The following is a 14,606-nucleotide window of genomic DNA, read 5'->3' on the forward strand; positions in this document are numbered from 1 at the left end:
TTGGCTATGATCGCTCCATGCGCTCCGACTACATCCTTACGCTGTCCTGCCCCGACCGCACCGGCATCGTCTATCGCGTCACCGGCCTGCTGTTCGATCTGGCCTGCAATATCCTCGATGCCCAGCAGTTCGGCGACGAGGAGAGCGGGCGGTTCTTCCTGCGTGTGCATTTCGACAAGCCCCCGGGGACCGAGATCGCCAGCCTCGAGCAACGCTTCTCGATCCTGGCGCACGAATTCCAGATGGCGTGGCAATTGCACGACGCCCGGCGCCGCGCGCGGTTGCTGGTGCTGGTGAGCAAGCAGGGGCATTGCCTCAACGATCTGCTGTTCCGCATGCATAGCCGGCAGTTGCCGGTGGATATCGCCGCAGTGGTGTCCAACCACGCCGATTTCGCACCGCTGGCCGCGTCCTACGGGGTCGACTTCCATCATCTGCCGGTCAGCGCCGACACGCGCGAGGCGCAGGAAAGCCAGCTGCTGGCCCTGGTCGAAGACCTGCAGATCGATCTGGTGGTCCTGGCGCGCTACATGCAGATTCTCTCCCCGGCGCTATGCCGCGCGCTGGCCGGGCGGGCGATCAACATTCACCACAGCTTCCTGCCCAGTTTCAAGGGTGCGCAGCCGTATCACCAGGCCCACGCACGCGGGGTCAAGATCATCGGCGCCACCGCCCATTACGTCACCGAAGATCTGGACGAAGGCCCGATCATCGAACAGGACATCGCCCGCGTCGACCACGCCATGACCCCACGCGACCTGGTGCGCGTGGGCAGCGACACCGAATCGCTGGTGCTGGCCCGCGCGGTGCGTCGCCACGTCGAGCATCGCATCGTGCTCAACGGACATCGCACCGTGGTGTTTCGCTGAAGCGGCCTGGCCGCGCGGTGTCCCAGGCGTAGATCGTCGCCTCGCATGGACGCTGGCCAGCGCATGCGCACCGGCCAGCGTCGTGTCGCACATCAGGGCGCATCACTTCGCCGCGTTGGCGTTCATCACCGCGTTGCGGTTTGCATCCAGGTACTGTGCCGGGTCGCGCATGCCGGTGGTATGGCACTGGCCGGTGGTATGACCGCGATTGATGCCACCGGGCAGCTGCGCATTGGATTGCTCCACGGTGCCGTCCTCGGGATCGTTCAACACCAGGTCCGAGGCCGCGTTGCAGTAATCGTTGGTGTACCAGTTGGTCTTGGCGAACGAGGTGGTGTAGTAGTTGACCTTGGCGCGCGCGTCGGCCGGAATGCCGGCCAGCCATGCCTTGGCACCGTCGTAGGTAAGGTCGGTATTGCTGCCGCAGCCTACACCGAACCACGAGCCCACGGTGGCGAGAATGCCGGACAGGTTGGTGCCCTGGTAGGGCGTACCGACCGACTGCATCACGCGCCCGCCGCTGGCGTTATCCAGGCCGCTCCAGTAGTAGGTATACAGATGCAGCGCGGCCATGCCGCCCTGGCTATGCGCCACCGTGGCGAACGAGGACCATTGATTGGCGAACTGCGCCAGCCGTTGTGCGAACTGGTCGTTGCTGCGGTTCTGTTTGGCATCCAGGAACGACGCGGCATTGGTGAATTGCGCCTGGGGCCAGACCCCGTTCGAACAATATCCGTGCACCAGCACCAGCTTGGAGCCAGTAGCCTGCGGTTGCACCCGTGCCGATGTCAGCGTGGCGGGACGCGGGCCCATGCGCATGCTTTCGTCGATGGCGCCGGTGGTGCGCGCGATGCTGGCACGGCGCAGCGCCGGTACCTGCAAGGGCAGCGTGCCGGCCTGCACCAGCGGGATGTAGTGATCTGGATCTTCGATGCGCAGGCCGCGCAGCGTGAAGGGCGCACGTGCGCCGGCACGCGCGATCCAGCGTTCGTCCAGGCTCAGTGGCAGCTGCCCCTGCTGTGGGGTCAGCATGCCGCCGATCCACGCCACCGGCACGTCCTTGCCTTTGGCGTCGGTGCCCCAGACCTGGCCGAACACGCGATAGTGCGACGGCGCGTTGCCCCGTGCGGCCACTGGCAGCGCCACCGTGAGCCGCGTGCCATCGGCGGCGCGCGCGCTGAGCGCATTGCCGAGCAGGCGCAAGCTGGTGTCCAGCACCGGCAGCACGTGCTCGCTGGTCCGCACGAACGCTTGCCCGGCCTGATCACGCCCATGCACGATCACCTGCGCGATCCAGGTGCCTGCCTGCGTCGGCTGAAAGTTGCCGCCGTAGATGCCGTCGCCGGCGGCGCCGTCGGCGTGCGCGCCGTCGTCTGCCATCGGCAGCATGCGCACCGCACCCTGCGGATCGATCACGCGCAGGCTGGCGGTATCGATCTGCCCAGCCTGCGCCGCCAGCAAGGTGGCGCCGCGCGCATCGTTACCGCTGAGCATGGCATTGAGCGTGAGCGAACGGCCGACCAGTTGCTGGCGATCGCGCGGATACGAGGCGAGCTGGGTGCGCGGGTCGCCTTCCATCAACACATAACCGCGCTGCGCGGTCGGCGATGCCGACTGCAGGGTCAGCGACCAGTTGCCGTTCTGCGCTGCCTCCACCGCATAGCGCATGCCGCCGATGCCGCTGTCCGCGCTGCCCAACAACGTGCGCTGCGCCTGCAGCTGCGGTGCGGCAGCGGCGCGTGCACCGGCAGTGCGCGGCGCGGCGACAGCCGCATCCCAGGCCTGATCGCCGGTCAGCACCATGAAACGCAGGTGGCCATTCTCCACCGGCAGGCTGCCTTGCCAACGCGCGGCCTGACCTGCCGGCGTCAATTCCACCGGCAGCAGGGCGCTCTTGGACAGAATCGCCGCTTCGGCCGGATCGGGCGCGCGCATCTGCGCGAACTCCTCCGGCGGCCCGGCCAGTTGCTTGGGTTGCAATTCGGCCGCAGCGAGCGGCGCAGAAAGCAGCGAGAGGGAACACAGGAACGACAACAGCGACGGCTTCGGCATGGCGAGATCTCTCCGTGAGCGTTGCAGAAGCAATGCCGTCGCGCATGGCAACGACATCGGATGCAGCGCCCCCTTCGCTGCTATTCGATTTTGGTTATACCGCGCTCTTGTGACAGGTCTGCTGTGCGCTGCAACACCTCATCCGCAGCAGACGATCATCGAAAAATGCAGAGTGTGATCAGGGTCGCGGACAAGTCCGTTCTCAGTACGTCGGGATGCGTGGCCGCATCGCTTCCTGTGTCGGAGCCTCAGGCTCGCAGCCGATGGGTAGTACGGAGAGACAGGTGGCAGCGCTTTGTCGGTGGTCGCCAGAGAGTGGGCGGCGTGCGCCCGATGGGAGCACTGGTCATCGCTGGCCGAGTTTGGCCGTGGCACCGGCCGGCGCGCGGGCCAGTTCGATGAAGGCGCGCAGGTAATCGATCGCGATCTCCGCTTCGCGTGCGCCCAGGTAGATGTGTTTGGAAATACCGCGCGCACCCAGCCGAACAGGCACCACTTCCATCCTCGAGGCGTATTCCTCCACCAACCAGCGTGGCATGGCCGCCACGCCGCGGCCACTGGCCACCATCTGCATCATGATGTCGGTGGTTTCGATCGCCTTGTGGCGACGCGGCGTGACGCCGGCCGGCAACAGGAATTGGCTGTAGATGTCCAGGCGCTCGAGGTCCACGGGGTAGCTGATGAGTACCTCGTGGGTCAGCTGCTGCGGTTTGACGTGGGCCGCCGACGCCAGCGCATGGCCCTTGGCCACGACCAGCACCTGCTCGTAGTCGAACACCGGCTCGAACTTGAGCCCTGGCTTGAACAGCGGGTCGGGCGTGACCAGCAGATCGATCTCGTAGCCGAACAGCGCACCGATGCCGCCGAACTGGAATTTCTGTTTCACGTCCACGTCCACATCCGGCCACATGGCCAGATACGGCGCCACCAGTTTGAGCAGCCACTGGTAGCAGGGATGGCATTCCATGCCGATGCGCAGCGCGCCGCGCTCGCCCTGCGCAAACTGTCCCAGGCGCTCTTCGGCCAGATCCAGCTGCGGCAGCACCCGGTTCGCCACCGCCAGCAGATACTGGCCTGCCTGGGTCAGACGCAGGCTACGCCCCTCGCGCAACCAGATGTCGGTGCCCAGCTGCTGCTCCAGCTTTTTCATGCTGTGGCTCAGTGCCGATTGGGTCAGATTCAGCACGCCTGCGGCAGCGGTCAACGAGCCTTGCTGCTCGACCTGCTGAACGATGCTGAGATGGATGCGTTCTAGCATTCAGATGATCCGAATTCATGGATTGTTGAAATAACACCATTTTACTTCATTGAATGCGATCCCTAGCATCAGGTCACGTCGTTCGGTCATTGCCGTGGCAATGGCCGAATCCGCAGGCAACCGACCGATCCGGCCGGGCTGCTTGCGCTCTACGCGACGTCCCCCACTGCTCAGGTCACCCTGCATGACTGTCAACGTGCCACACCCACTCCGCATCGTCGCGGTCTCTGGCGGGATGCAACGCCCTTCCAGGACCGTTGCCCTGGCAGAGCACCTGCTGGATCTGATTGCCGATCGGGTGCCGTGCGAGCGGCACCTGGTCGAACTCGGGGCGTTGGCGCCGCAGTTCGCTGGCGCCCTGCGGCGCTCACAACTGCCCGTGATGCTGGAGCTCGAGCTTGCCCGGGTGGAGCAGGCCGACGTGCTGGTTGTGGCGACACCGGTCTACCGCGGTTCCTTCACCGGCTTGTTCAAACACTTCTTCGACTTCATCCATCAGGACGCCCTGATCGACACGCCCGTGCTGTTGGCCGCAACCGGCGGCAGCGAACGCCATGCATTGGTGATCGACCACCAGCTCCGCCCGCTCTTCAGCTTCTTCCAGGCACGCACGTTGCCGCTGGGCGTCTACGCAACCGACCGTGATTTCGTGGACTACCGCGTGCGGAACGAGGCGCTGGCCGAGCGGGCCAGGCTGGCGGTGCAGCGGGCATTGCCGCTGATCGAACTGACGCGGCATGCAGGGCCCATCACCGCGCAGGACGTGGCCGCGGCCTGAGCGCCAGCGCCGATCCTAAGGTCCGGCATTCCGCCCGCAGCATCCGCAACGCAGAGAGTGCGGGCGCTTTCTCCTAGAAATCAAGGCGTCACATCGCAATGACTCAAGCACTGAACTTCACCATCAAGCGCCTGTGGTTCGATGAGAACTACCACCCCTCGGCCACGACGCGTAACACGACGAACTTCGCCAATCTGGCCAGGGGGCAGCGTCGTCAGGAGAATCTGCGTAACACGCTGGCGATGATCAACAACCGCTTCAACGATTTGGCCCATTGGGACAATCCCACGCGCGACCGCTATGCGCTCGAGCTGGAGATCATCTCCGCCGAGATGAACATCGGTCAGAGCCAACCGGACGATGCCTTTCCGTTGATCGAGATATTGAAACCCAGCATCGTCGACCGGGACACCGGTGCGCGCATCGATGGCATCGCAGGGAACAACTTTTCGTCCTATGTGCGCGATTACGACTTCAGCGTGCTGCTGCCGGCGCACAACCAGGATGCCTCCGGGGTCAATATCCCGAACAATTTCGGCAACCTGCACGGCAAGCTGTTCAAGCACTTCGTGCGCTCGGACGCGTACACCGCACACTTCGAGAAGCTGCCGGTCATCTGTATCAGCGTCTCCACCAGCAGGACCTACCGACGCACCGGCAATCGGCACCCCATCCTGGGTATCGAATACAGGCAGGATGCGTTCTCGTTGACGGATCAGTACTTCGAAAAAATGGGCCTGCAGGTGCGCTATTTCATGCCACCCAACAGTGTTGCCCCGCTGGCGTTCTACTTTTTCGGCGACCTGCTCGGCGACTACACCAGCCTGGAGCTGATCGGCACCATCAGCACGATGGAAACCTTCCAGAAGATTTACCGGCCGGAGATCTACAACGCCAATTCCGCTGCGGGTGCGATCTATCAGCCGAGCCTGAAACATCAGGATTATTCCTCCACCCAGATCGTCTACGACCGGGAAGAGCGCAGCCAGCTGGCCGTCACACAAGGCAGATACACCGAAGAGCATTTCATCCGGCCCTACGGGCACCTTCTCGAGCAATGGGCGTCCAGCCACGCTCCCTGATCAACCAGAACGCAAGGCATCATCCGTCATGACAAAGCTGCTCCCCACCTCGACCGCAGGTAGCCTGCCCAAGCCGTCCTGGCTCGCACAACCCGAAACGCTGTGGTCGCCCTGGAAACTGCAGGGCGACGCACTGATCGAAGGTAAGCAGGACGCGTTGCGGCTGTCGCTGCAGGAACAGCAGCACGCCGGCATCGATATCGTCAGCGACGGCGAGCAGACCCGCCAGCATTTCGTCACCACCTTCATCGAACACCTCAGCGGCGTCGATTTCGAGAAGCGCGAGACGGTCAGGATTCGCGACCGCTACGACGCCAGCGTGCCGACCGTGGTTGGCGCGGTGAGCCGCCCGAGGCCCGTGTTTGTGGACGATGCCAGATTTCTGCGTCAGCAAACCGGTCAGCCCATCAAGTGGGCGCTACCGGGCCCGATGACGATGATCGACACCCTCTTTGATGCGCACTACAAAAGCCGCGAAAAGCTGGCATGGGAATTTGCCAAGCTCCTGAACCAGGAAGCCAGGGAGCTCGAAGCGGCCGGCGTGGATATCATCCAGTTCGACGAACCCGCCTTCAATGTCTTCTTCGACGAGGTCAACGACTGGGGTGTTGCCACGCTCGAACGCGCGGTCGAAGGACTCAGGTGCGAGACAGCCGTTCACATCTGTTATGGCTACGGAATCAAGGCCAATACCGACTGGAAGCAGACCTTGGGATCGGAGTGGCGCCAGTACGAAGCGTCGTTTCCCAAGCTGCAGGCATCATCGCTGGATATCATTTCGCTGGAATGCCACAACTCGCACGTGCCGATCGATCTGATCGAACTGGTACGCGGCAAGAAGGTGATGGTCGGTGCCATCGATGTGGCAAGCACCACGATCGAAACCCCGCAGGAAGTCGCCGACACGCTGCGCAAAGCGCTGCGGTTCGTCGATGCCGACAAGCTCTATCCTTCCACCAACTGCGGCATGGCACCGCTCGCCCGGCACGTCGCACGCGGCAAGCTCAGCGCGCTCAGTGCGGGCGCGGCGATCGTGCGCGCAGAGCTGTCGGCCTAGGTCGTTGTGGCGTTATAAAGAAAGCCCCCGCAAGCGGGGGCTGCGCTGTTCTCCATCACCTTGCGCTGATCAGTAATTGACCTGCAGCTGCACCCGCAATAGGTCGCCTTCCACCACCGGATACGGCGCGGTGCTGACGTCGGTGCGCTTCATCTTCGAATAGGCGAACACCAGTTCCAGCGCATCCATTGGCTGCCACTCCACGCCGGCCTCCACTTCGTCCAGCCGCATGCGCGGGGCATTGGTGTCGAACTTGGAGCCGCCGCGGTAGGTCTGCCACTTGAGGTAGGGCAGCAGGGTGCCGTAGTTGAAGTCGTACTTGTACATGGTCTGCACGTAACCGCCGCTCAGCGACCGGGTGCGGATACGGCGCTGCGCCACATCCAGCTCCGGCCCGCGGCCCACCGTCCACTCGGCCTGCACCCCGAACGGTTGCGGGTAGTAGATGATGTGGGCGGCCACGCGTTGGTCGGTGTAGCCATCGGGTTCGGTGATGGCCGGGGTGAAGCTGCGGCCGCCGATGTTGACCGCCGCCGCGCTCGGCACGAAACGGCCGGCGTAGGCGTCGGCGCCCACTTCCAGGTACTGCCCGTTGGCGAGCTTGAACGGGTAGGTGGCATGCACCACCGCATGCATGCTGTCGTTGCGCTCGGCGCGGTTGGCGCCCTGGCCGTTGTAGACGCCCGCGCCGAGCACGCCGTAGTCGCCAGAGCCCTTGAGGCCGGACTTGACCAGGTCCTGGAAGCGGCCCTTGGCCACGGTGGGGCTGTAGTAGAACACCGCGCCGAGATCGCGTTCGTCGCGCAGGCCGGAGTTGAGCGCATCGGCGCGGTCCAGGGTGAGCCGGTTCTGGCTGGACTGCAGGTTCTCCCAGCCGTAGGGCATCTTCGACTGGCCCACGCGAACGCGGTACTCGCGCTTCTTGTCGAAGAAGATATCGGCGTAGGCATCGCGCAACTGGGCGAAGTTGGACGTGGTGGAACCGCCAGGCGTGCTGGCGAAATCCGGCTGGAAGTACAGCGACACGTGGTCGTTGATATCGCCGCTCAGCACCAGGCGCGCGCGGCGGATGCCCATGCTCTGGTCGTTGCCGAGGAAGCGGTCGCCGGGTGCACGCAGGTCCTGTGCATCGCCGCCGATGCCGTGGTTGTATCGGATCTGGGTGTAGCCGCGCAGGCTCAGCTTGTCGTACCACTTCTTGCCGGCATCGCCGGCCTTGGCCGGTGCCGGTGCCGGTGCCGGCGTGGCTTGGGCGATGGCGGTGTCGGCGGGCGCGCTGGCCCCCGGCGCCGCCGGCAATGGCTGGGCCGGTGCCGCCGGCATGGCCGATGCCGGCAATTTGCCGTTTTCGTCCACCTGCACGAAGGTGCCCAGCTTGTCGCGGCCCGGTGCCGGTTCGGCAAAGATCTGCTTGGTCTTGCGATCCACGTACAGCTCCAGCTCGGCAGCCAGGGTGCTGGTGCTGGCCGTGGCACTCAGGGCGCACAGGAGGGTGGCAAGGTTGCGCTTTTTCATCAACTCGGCTCGTACAAAGAAAATCGGGTCGGTGGAGGACGTCGGACCGGTGCGCCCGATGGGCAGCAGACACGGCAACCAACCCTCCGCCAGGATGCCCGGTCGTCCCTGACGGCGCGGCAGTGGCGGTAGTTATATTTAGGTTTGATGTCAGTTTGGTGACATAGACGGCGCGTCCCCTGAAACGCTTGTGTCAGTAGCGTGTCCGGGCAATGTCAGTTCTGCGACCGGCGGGAGGCAGGCCCGGCTGCGCATCCCGCAGCGTCGATATGGCGCCCGCCGCAGCGGCTGGCGGGCGATGCCTGCGCTGGTTGCGCGGCCCTGGCGGTCGCACCGCGGGTCAGCGGCCGGGCGCCTCGCAGCGGGCCGCGGCGCGTCTGGACGTGATGCTCCAGCGAAGGCAGGCCGCGAGTCCACGCGGCGTGGGCGTTGGCCAACCGCCGCAGGCAGGCCAACGCGATCACCGGCCACGGGCCATCGTGCGCCGTGGCCATGTTGCGTTGGGGCAGGCGGCCGGTGTGGTCGGTCGCACCGGCCGCCTGGGCCGCTCAGCGCGCTGCCAGGGCAGCAGCCACCGTGTCGCGCAGTGGCGTGGTGGGGCGCCCGATCAGGCGGCTCAGGGTGCGGCTGTCATCGAACAGGCTGCCGCCACGCGAGGACGCGGAGCACTGGGCCAATACCTGCGCGAACCCGGCAGGCAGCCCCGCCTGCACCAGCGCTGCGGCGTAGTCGGCCTCGGGCAGATCGTGATACGCGACCGGGGTGCCCGCCTGCCGTGATACCTCGGCGGCATACTCGGCCATGGTGAACGCCGTATCACCGGCCAGTTCGTAGATCTGTCCGGCCTGCGGCGCGTCCGAAGCCAGCACCGCTGCCGCCGCCGCAGCGTAGTCGGTGCGGGCGGCGGTGCTGAGGCGGCCCTGCCCGGCGCTGCCGATCACCGCTCCGTGCGCCACCTCGGCAGCGATCGCGCCGGTATAGTTTTCGGTGTACCAGCCATTGCGCAGCAGCGCATGCGGCACGCCGCTCTCGCGCAGCAGGGCTTCGGTGGCGACATGCTCTTCGGCCAGCGACAGGGTGCTGGTGTCGGCGTGCAGGATGCTGGTGTAGGCGAGCAGTTCGACTCCGGCGCGCTTGGCAGCGTCGATCACGTTGCGATGCTGCGGCACGCGTGCGCCCACTGCATTGGACGACACCAGCAGGATCCGCTCGACGCCAGCAAAGGCCTGGTCCAGGCTCGCAGGATCGGCATAGTCCGCGCGACGCACCGTGATGTCGCGTTTTGCGAACTCAGCCAGTGACGCCGTATCGCGGGCCGTTGCTACGATGCGATTGGCAGGCACACGTGCGAGCAACGCTTCGACGACCAGGGCACCCAGCTGCCCGCCGGCGCCGGTGACGAGAATCAGGGGAGGGACCGATGTCATATGAGGCTCCAGTAGGTATCGAAAAGAGGTTTGGTCTAATATAAAGACCGAATGGCTCGCCAGCATCGTGTCAGCGCCGCCGGTCCTCCGCAAGGAGGCAGTTTTCCTCCCCCTGGTTACCGTGGAGATCCCTGTGAATGCGATTGCCCTGTACCCGCCGCCACCGTCCCTGGAAGGCCCCTTCGATGCGACCAAGTGCCCCGTGCGCGACGTACTCGATCAGATCGGCGACAAGTGGACCCTGTTGATCCTGATGACGCTGATTCCCGGACCGTTCCGTTTCAGCGCCATCCAACGCGCCGTGCCCGACATCTCCAAGCGCATGTTGACCCAGACGCTGCGCAATCTGGAGCGCAACGGCATGATCACCCGCAAGGTCTACGCCACCAAGCCGCCGAGCGTGGAGTACGCATTGTCCAAGCTCGGCGTTGCCTTGCTCGGCCCGGTCTCGCAACTGCTCAACTGGGCCGGCGAACACCATGCCGACATCCGCTCCGCACGCGAACGGTTCGACCGCGCCCAGCAACCGGTGACCGCGCTGGATGCCGAAGACGCCCTGGCCTGACGGCTGAGCCTGGCCGGCGCGCGTAGCGCCGCGGCCAGGCACCGCGCTTCAACCGGGCGTGCCGAGCGCCTGCCCGGTTCAAATCTCACGCCCACCAAGCCGGACCCGCGTCAGCTTCACAGCACGGTGCCATGCTCCGGCCGATGTGTTGGGTTGGCACAGACTCGCAACCCGATGTGCGACGACGGCTCGCCACCCAGCGGTCGCGTTATCGCAGATTCGGATGACGCCAGTGAATCCAGCACCAACCCAGCCCCGAAGCGAACAAGGAACAGGCCAGCGCGCCCTGAACCCAGCGTTCGCCGACGCCATGCGCGCCCAACGCCCCTACTGCGAATCCAAGCAGCGATAGAGCGGCGACCTTGCGCTGCTCGATCAGCCACCTGGCCTGTCTGGCACGCTTGAGGCGTCGCGCTTCCTGTGCAGCAGGATCCTGCTGCATGACCGCGCGGGCAACCGCGTCCGCATTGAAATCATCCATCGTCTAACGATCTCTCGAAGAAGTATGGCACCACACGCATTCGGTGGTTGGATCAGCGTTGCCCCGCAGGCGCAGGTCTGTACCGCATCACGCATCGAAGCATAGATCTTTAACCCGCGTGTTCGCATTGCACTCATGCGATGGAAAGCTCGTACGCCTCTCGCAACAACAGCTGCACGGCTTTCAGGTCCTCCCTGGTGCGCAACTTCGTGACCACGGTGACCTGCCTGCCTTCGGCTACGGTCTTGATGATGAGCGGATGCGTGACGATGCGATCGAGATGGATCGCCAGTCGCAAGGCGTCGGACATGACCACGACATCGGCAAACACGCGCCGGCTGCGCAACAGGATGTACCGCTGCCGGGAGACGAACTCGATCGGGCCGAGCGAGTTGGCAATGGATTCCAATGCCTTGTAAAGGTCGACGAGCGTGGTCGGCCTGTTGCGCAAGGCATTGTCCGGCTCGTCCGTGACACAGGCGTGGCGCTGGTTCTTGCGCGTGAACTGTCGTTGGCAGGTTTGGCATACCCACGCGGTGGTCACGGCACGCGTACTCCGGTTTGGGCCGCGCCGAGGCCTGGCGCGGCGTCCGTCATCAGGCCTGGGGGGTGCGTCCCATCAAGCGGCCGACACCGCCGCCAACGACTGCGCAGATCGCACCGACCAGCACAGCGAAGACGGCGGTGGCCATCCAGAGCAAGGCAGTGAGTTCGCCGTCGGAGAGCCGGCCTGGCCCGACGGCCCATGCAACCGCCCATCCAGCCGTCCCGTCGACCAGACCCATCGCCGCGCCGAGCAACGGCGCAGTTCTGAATGCGAACATCCGCGCTGCTGCGCTGCCGAATGCCGCATACAGGACGACCGAGCCGATCGCCGCGTAGGAATAGGAAAAGCCAAGCGCCCGCGAGGCGACGGCGGCAACCGCGTCGAACGCCACCACGGATACGGATGCAAGCAGGAACAATCGCGCAACTCTCATGTCCGGTCCCCGTCAGGCACGAGACGGAACCGCGTTCATGCCCGCAAGCCTTGCGGGTGGGCAGAGCAGGAACGCATGTCAGTTTCCCGCCTTGGCACGATGATAGGCCACCAGCGCATTGGCATGCCCATGCCCGAGCTTGTGTTCGCTCTTGAGGATGGCGACCTGTTCCATATGCTTGCGATCCGGAAGCTGGTCGAGGATATCGAACCAATGTGCCACCGGCTTTCCATAGGTCTTCTCGATCGATGGAAAATAGGAGGCGGGACCTGTGACCTTTGCATCGTTTGCCATGAAAACTCCGTGCTGGAGGTGGATCCTTGGCCGAATCGGGCAATGCGACGATCTGCACGTGCCTGTTGATGCCATGCATGATCGCACAGGCAAAAGCGCGATGGATCTGGTCGCCCCTGCGGTCTGCCTCAGCCTCCCCCATGCCGGCGGCTAGAAAGTGGTGACGAGTGATCACGCCAATATCGATCGATCACGCTTGAGCTTGGCGGCTTATCCGGCTGGGCACGGCATTGCCGGGGATGCAGGGCAGCGCTGTCATCTGGCTGCAGACTTGCGTGACTTTATAGGCAGGACCGTACGCTGAGGTAAAGCCACCAAGTTCGCTTGCAGTATGGATAACGTCGGCCAGTAAAGCCCCGGCCGACACACTGTGGTGTCGGCGTGCCAGGTGCAACGACCTACAGGCCTTTCTTGTTTTTCACCATGAGCGCCCGCAGTGCAGGCGTACATATTGAGCACAGGGCTCACGCGTTCACATTGAGTCGAGGAATCTTCGAAAACTCCTCCGCGATGAAGTCCATGAACACTATCGCCCTTCTTGCCACCAGGCGGTTGGCTGCATACAGGATATGCATGGGCACCGCGGGTGCGGAAAAATCGTTCAAGACGATCTGCAGATGGCCGGCGTTGAGCCCCTGTTCGAATAACCATTCTGGCCCCTGGCCGACGCCCAGGCCTGCGCTCACCGACTCGCGCGCAGCTTCCGGCGAATTGACCCGAATCCTGCCGGAAACCGGAACGTCCACCTCCTTGAAGCGCCAGGTCGCACCCGATGCCAGCAGCGTATACAACACGCAATCGTGATGGCGTAGATCCTCGGGAACAATGGGAACCCCGCGTTCGGCCAGATAAGCACGGCTCGCCACGCAAACACGCTTGAACGATCCGATGCGTCGCGCGCGGAGCGAGCTGTTTTCCAGATGACCGATGCGGATGGCAAGTTCCGCGCCTTCGTCGAGCAGATTGACGAAACGGTCGTTGATCTGCAGATCCAACTCCACGCCTGGGAACCGCCGCAAAAACTCCGGCACCAGTGGCATCACATACTGATGCGACAACGCCGTGGGGCAGGCCACCCGCAACAACCCAGAGGGCTGCACGTCGTCGCGTAGCGACATTTCAGATTCGCCCACCGCATCCAGGATGCGACGCACTTCGGCGTAATAGCGCTCGCCCTCCGGCGTCAGCACCAGCTTGCGGGTGGAGCGGTTGAGCAGCCGGGTCTGCAGGTGCTCTTCCAGCGCCGCCACGTGGCGACTGACGTTGGGCTGGCCCAGCCCCAGATCGCGCCCCGCGGCAGAAAAGCTGCCTGTCTCCACAGCACGGGCAAAGCAGTTCATCAGCAGAAAACGATCCACATCGCCCCCGATCCATGCGCAATAAGCATGAAAGTTATGTACTTGCGGGATCTTATCGCAGATCAGGCATGAGGCAATGATGCGCCTACCGAAGGCCCGCCACTGTGGTCGGCCCCTCACCCAGGAACATTTCATGTCCCGTCTAGCAGGCAAACGCACCCTCATTACCGGCGGCACCAGCGGCATCGGGCTGGAAACCGCCAAGCAGTTTCTCGCCGAAGGCGCCCGCGTCATCGTCACCGGCGTGAATCCGGACTCCATCGCAAAGGCCAAGGACATCCTTGGGTCCGAAGTGCCAGTACTGCGTGCCGATTCGGCCAGCGTGGCCGCCCAGCGCGAACTGGCACAGGCGGTCGCCGCGCACTACGGCCAGCTCGACGTGGCCTTCCTCAACGCCGGCGTCTCGGTCTGGCTTCCGATCGAGGACTGGTCCGAGCAGGCCTTCGACGCCTCCTTCGCCGTCAACGTCAAAGGACCGTACTTCCTGTTGCAGTCGTTGTTACCGGTGTTGGCCAACCCGGCGTCGGTGGTGCTCAATACCTCGGTCAACGCCCATGCCGGCGTAGCCCGTTCGTCGGTATACGGTGCCACCAAGGCAGCCTTGTTGAACATGGCCAAGACCTTGTCGAGCGAGTTGCTCGGTCGCGGCATCCGCATCAACGCGGTCAGCCCGGGCCCGGTCGAAACCCCGCTGTACGACAAGCTCGGCATTCCCGACGCGTACCGCGCGCAGGTCAACCAGGATATCGCCGCGACCATTCCGATGGGCCGTTTCGGCACCCCGGAAGAAGTGGCCAAGGCCGTGCTGTACCTGGCCTCGGACGAGTCCCGCTGGACGGTGGGCTCGGAACTGGTGGTCGACGGCGGCCGCCTGCTCAACGGCTGACCAT

Annotated in this window: 14 protein-coding genes; 6 read left to right on the forward strand and 8 right to left on the reverse strand. The window is 64.4% G+C overall.

Going from position 1 to position 14,606, the window contains the following annotated elements; all coding sequences use genetic code 11:
* The first annotated feature begins 17 nt into the window (after window positions 1-17).
* Window positions 18-869 (forward strand): formyltetrahydrofolate deformylase, encoded by an 852-nt coding sequence (gene purU, locus LL964_RS03575; RefSeq protein ID WP_104586325.1) that lies wholly within the window; start codon window positions 18-20, stop codon window positions 867-869.
* A gap of 102 nt (window positions 870-971) precedes the next feature.
* Here the strand turns inward: purU and LL964_RS03580 are convergent, their stop codons facing one another.
* Entirely contained in the window at window positions 972-2,921 is a 1,950-nt protein-coding gene (locus tag LL964_RS03580) for a choice-of-anchor X domain-containing protein (protein WP_146092328.1), read from the reverse strand.
* A 346-nt stretch (window positions 2,922-3,267) separates the two neighbouring features.
* Window positions 3,268-4,179 (reverse strand): LysR family transcriptional regulator, encoded by a 912-nt coding sequence (locus LL964_RS03585; protein WP_104586323.1) that lies wholly within the window; start codon window positions 4,177-4,179, stop codon window positions 3,268-3,270.
* A 184-nt stretch (window positions 4,180-4,363) separates the two neighbouring features.
* On the opposite strand from LL964_RS03585, the gene msuE reads away from it, so the two are divergent.
* From msuE to LL964_RS03600, 3 genes are all read left to right on the forward strand, one after another.
* Window positions 4,364-4,957, forward strand: coding sequence for an FMN reductase (gene msuE / locus LL964_RS03590; RefSeq protein ID WP_167395237.1), 594 nt, complete (start codon window positions 4,364-4,366; stop codon window positions 4,955-4,957).
* Window positions 4,958-5,055: 98 nt separating this feature from the next.
* On the forward strand, window positions 5,056-6,039 hold the full coding sequence (locus tag LL964_RS03595; protein WP_104586321.1) for a DUF1852 domain-containing protein: 984 nt from the start codon (window positions 5,056-5,058) through the stop codon (window positions 6,037-6,039).
* A gap of 28 nt (window positions 6,040-6,067) precedes the next feature.
* Window positions 6,068-7,096, forward strand: coding sequence for a methionine synthase (locus tag LL964_RS03600; RefSeq protein ID WP_104586319.1), 1,029 nt, complete (start codon window positions 6,068-6,070; stop codon window positions 7,094-7,096).
* A gap of 69 nt (window positions 7,097-7,165) precedes the next feature.
* On the opposite strand, the gene LL964_RS03605 is transcribed toward LL964_RS03600, so the two are convergent.
* Together LL964_RS03605 and LL964_RS03610 are read right to left on the reverse strand one after the other, a co-directional pair.
* A complete protein-coding gene (locus LL964_RS03605) occupies window positions 7,166-8,611 on the reverse strand; it encodes an OprO/OprP family phosphate-selective porin (protein ID WP_104586317.1) in 1,446 nt (481 codons plus the stop codon).
* 548 nt (window positions 8,612-9,159) lie between these two features.
* Window positions 9,160-10,038, reverse strand: coding sequence for an SDR family oxidoreductase (locus LL964_RS03610; protein WP_104586315.1), 879 nt, complete (start codon window positions 10,036-10,038; stop codon window positions 9,160-9,162).
* Between the two features lie 133 nt (window positions 10,039-10,171).
* On the opposite strand from LL964_RS03610, the gene LL964_RS03615 reads away from it, so the two are divergent.
* Window positions 10,172-10,603 (forward strand): winged helix-turn-helix transcriptional regulator, encoded by a 432-nt coding sequence (locus tag LL964_RS03615; RefSeq protein WP_104586313.1) that lies wholly within the window; start codon window positions 10,172-10,174, stop codon window positions 10,601-10,603.
* Between the two features lie 614 nt (window positions 10,604-11,217).
* On the opposite strand, the gene LL964_RS03620 is transcribed toward LL964_RS03615, so the two are convergent.
* From LL964_RS03620 to LL964_RS03635, 4 genes are all read right to left on the reverse strand, one after another.
* On the reverse strand, window positions 11,218-11,628 hold the full coding sequence (locus tag LL964_RS03620; protein WP_146092327.1) for a DUF5655 domain-containing protein: 411 nt from the start codon (window positions 11,626-11,628) through the stop codon (window positions 11,218-11,220).
* 52 nt (window positions 11,629-11,680) lie between these two features.
* A complete protein-coding gene (locus LL964_RS03625; protein WP_146092326.1) occupies window positions 11,681-12,049 on the reverse strand; it encodes a hypothetical protein in 369 nt (122 codons plus the stop codon).
* Window positions 12,050-12,142: 93 nt separating this feature from the next.
* On the reverse strand, window positions 12,143-12,358 hold the full coding sequence (locus tag LL964_RS03630) for a DUF4287 domain-containing protein (protein WP_104586305.1): 216 nt from the start codon (window positions 12,356-12,358) through the stop codon (window positions 12,143-12,145).
* Window positions 12,359-12,822: 464 nt separating this feature from the next.
* Window positions 12,823-13,716 (reverse strand): LysR family transcriptional regulator, encoded by an 894-nt coding sequence (locus LL964_RS03635; RefSeq protein WP_104586295.1) that lies wholly within the window; start codon window positions 13,714-13,716, stop codon window positions 12,823-12,825.
* 133 nt (window positions 13,717-13,849) lie between these two features.
* Here LL964_RS03635 and LL964_RS03640 point away from each other — a divergent pair, with 133 nt between their 5' ends.
* Window positions 13,850-14,602 (forward strand): SDR family oxidoreductase, encoded by a 753-nt coding sequence (locus LL964_RS03640; protein WP_104586294.1) that lies wholly within the window; start codon window positions 13,850-13,852, stop codon window positions 14,600-14,602.
* Window positions 14,603-14,606: the final 4 nt, after the last annotated feature.

Source organism: Xanthomonas melonis (genome assembly GCF_020783655.1).
Lineage (GTDB): Bacteria > Pseudomonadota > Gammaproteobacteria > Xanthomonadales > Xanthomonadaceae > Xanthomonas > Xanthomonas melonis.

Excerpts from the sequence above, each read along its gene's own strand:
- purU (WP_104586325.1), top strand. The coding sequence starts at position 18 with ATGCGCTCCGACTACATCCTTACGCTGTCCTGCCCCGACCGCACCGGC.
- LL964_RS03580 (WP_146092328.1), bottom strand. The coding sequence starts at position 2,921 with ATGCCGAAGCCGTCGCTGTTGTCGTTCCTGTGTTCCCTCTCGCTGCTT.
- LL964_RS03585 (WP_104586323.1), bottom strand. The coding sequence starts at position 4,179 with ATGCTAGAACGCATCCATCTCAGCATCGTTCAGCAGGTCGAGCAGCAA.
- msuE (WP_167395237.1), top strand. The coding sequence starts at position 4,364 with ATGACTGTCAACGTGCCACACCCACTCCGCATCGTCGCGGTCTCTGGC.
- LL964_RS03595 (WP_104586321.1), top strand. The coding sequence starts at position 5,056 with ATGACTCAAGCACTGAACTTCACCATCAAGCGCCTGTGGTTCGATGAG.
- LL964_RS03600 (WP_104586319.1), top strand. The coding sequence starts at position 6,068 with ATGACAAAGCTGCTCCCCACCTCGACCGCAGGTAGCCTGCCCAAGCCG.
- LL964_RS03605 (WP_104586317.1), bottom strand. The coding sequence starts at position 8,611 with ATGAAAAAGCGCAACCTTGCCACCCTCCTGTGCGCCCTGAGTGCCACG.
- LL964_RS03610 (WP_104586315.1), bottom strand. The coding sequence starts at position 10,038 with ATGACATCGGTCCCTCCCCTGATTCTCGTCACCGGCGCCGGCGGGCAG.
- LL964_RS03630 (WP_104586305.1), bottom strand. The coding sequence starts at position 12,358 with ATGGCAAACGATGCAAAGGTCACAGGTCCCGCCTCCTATTTTCCATCG.
- LL964_RS03640 (WP_104586294.1), top strand. The coding sequence starts at position 13,850 with ATGTCCCGTCTAGCAGGCAAACGCACCCTCATTACCGGCGGCACCAGC.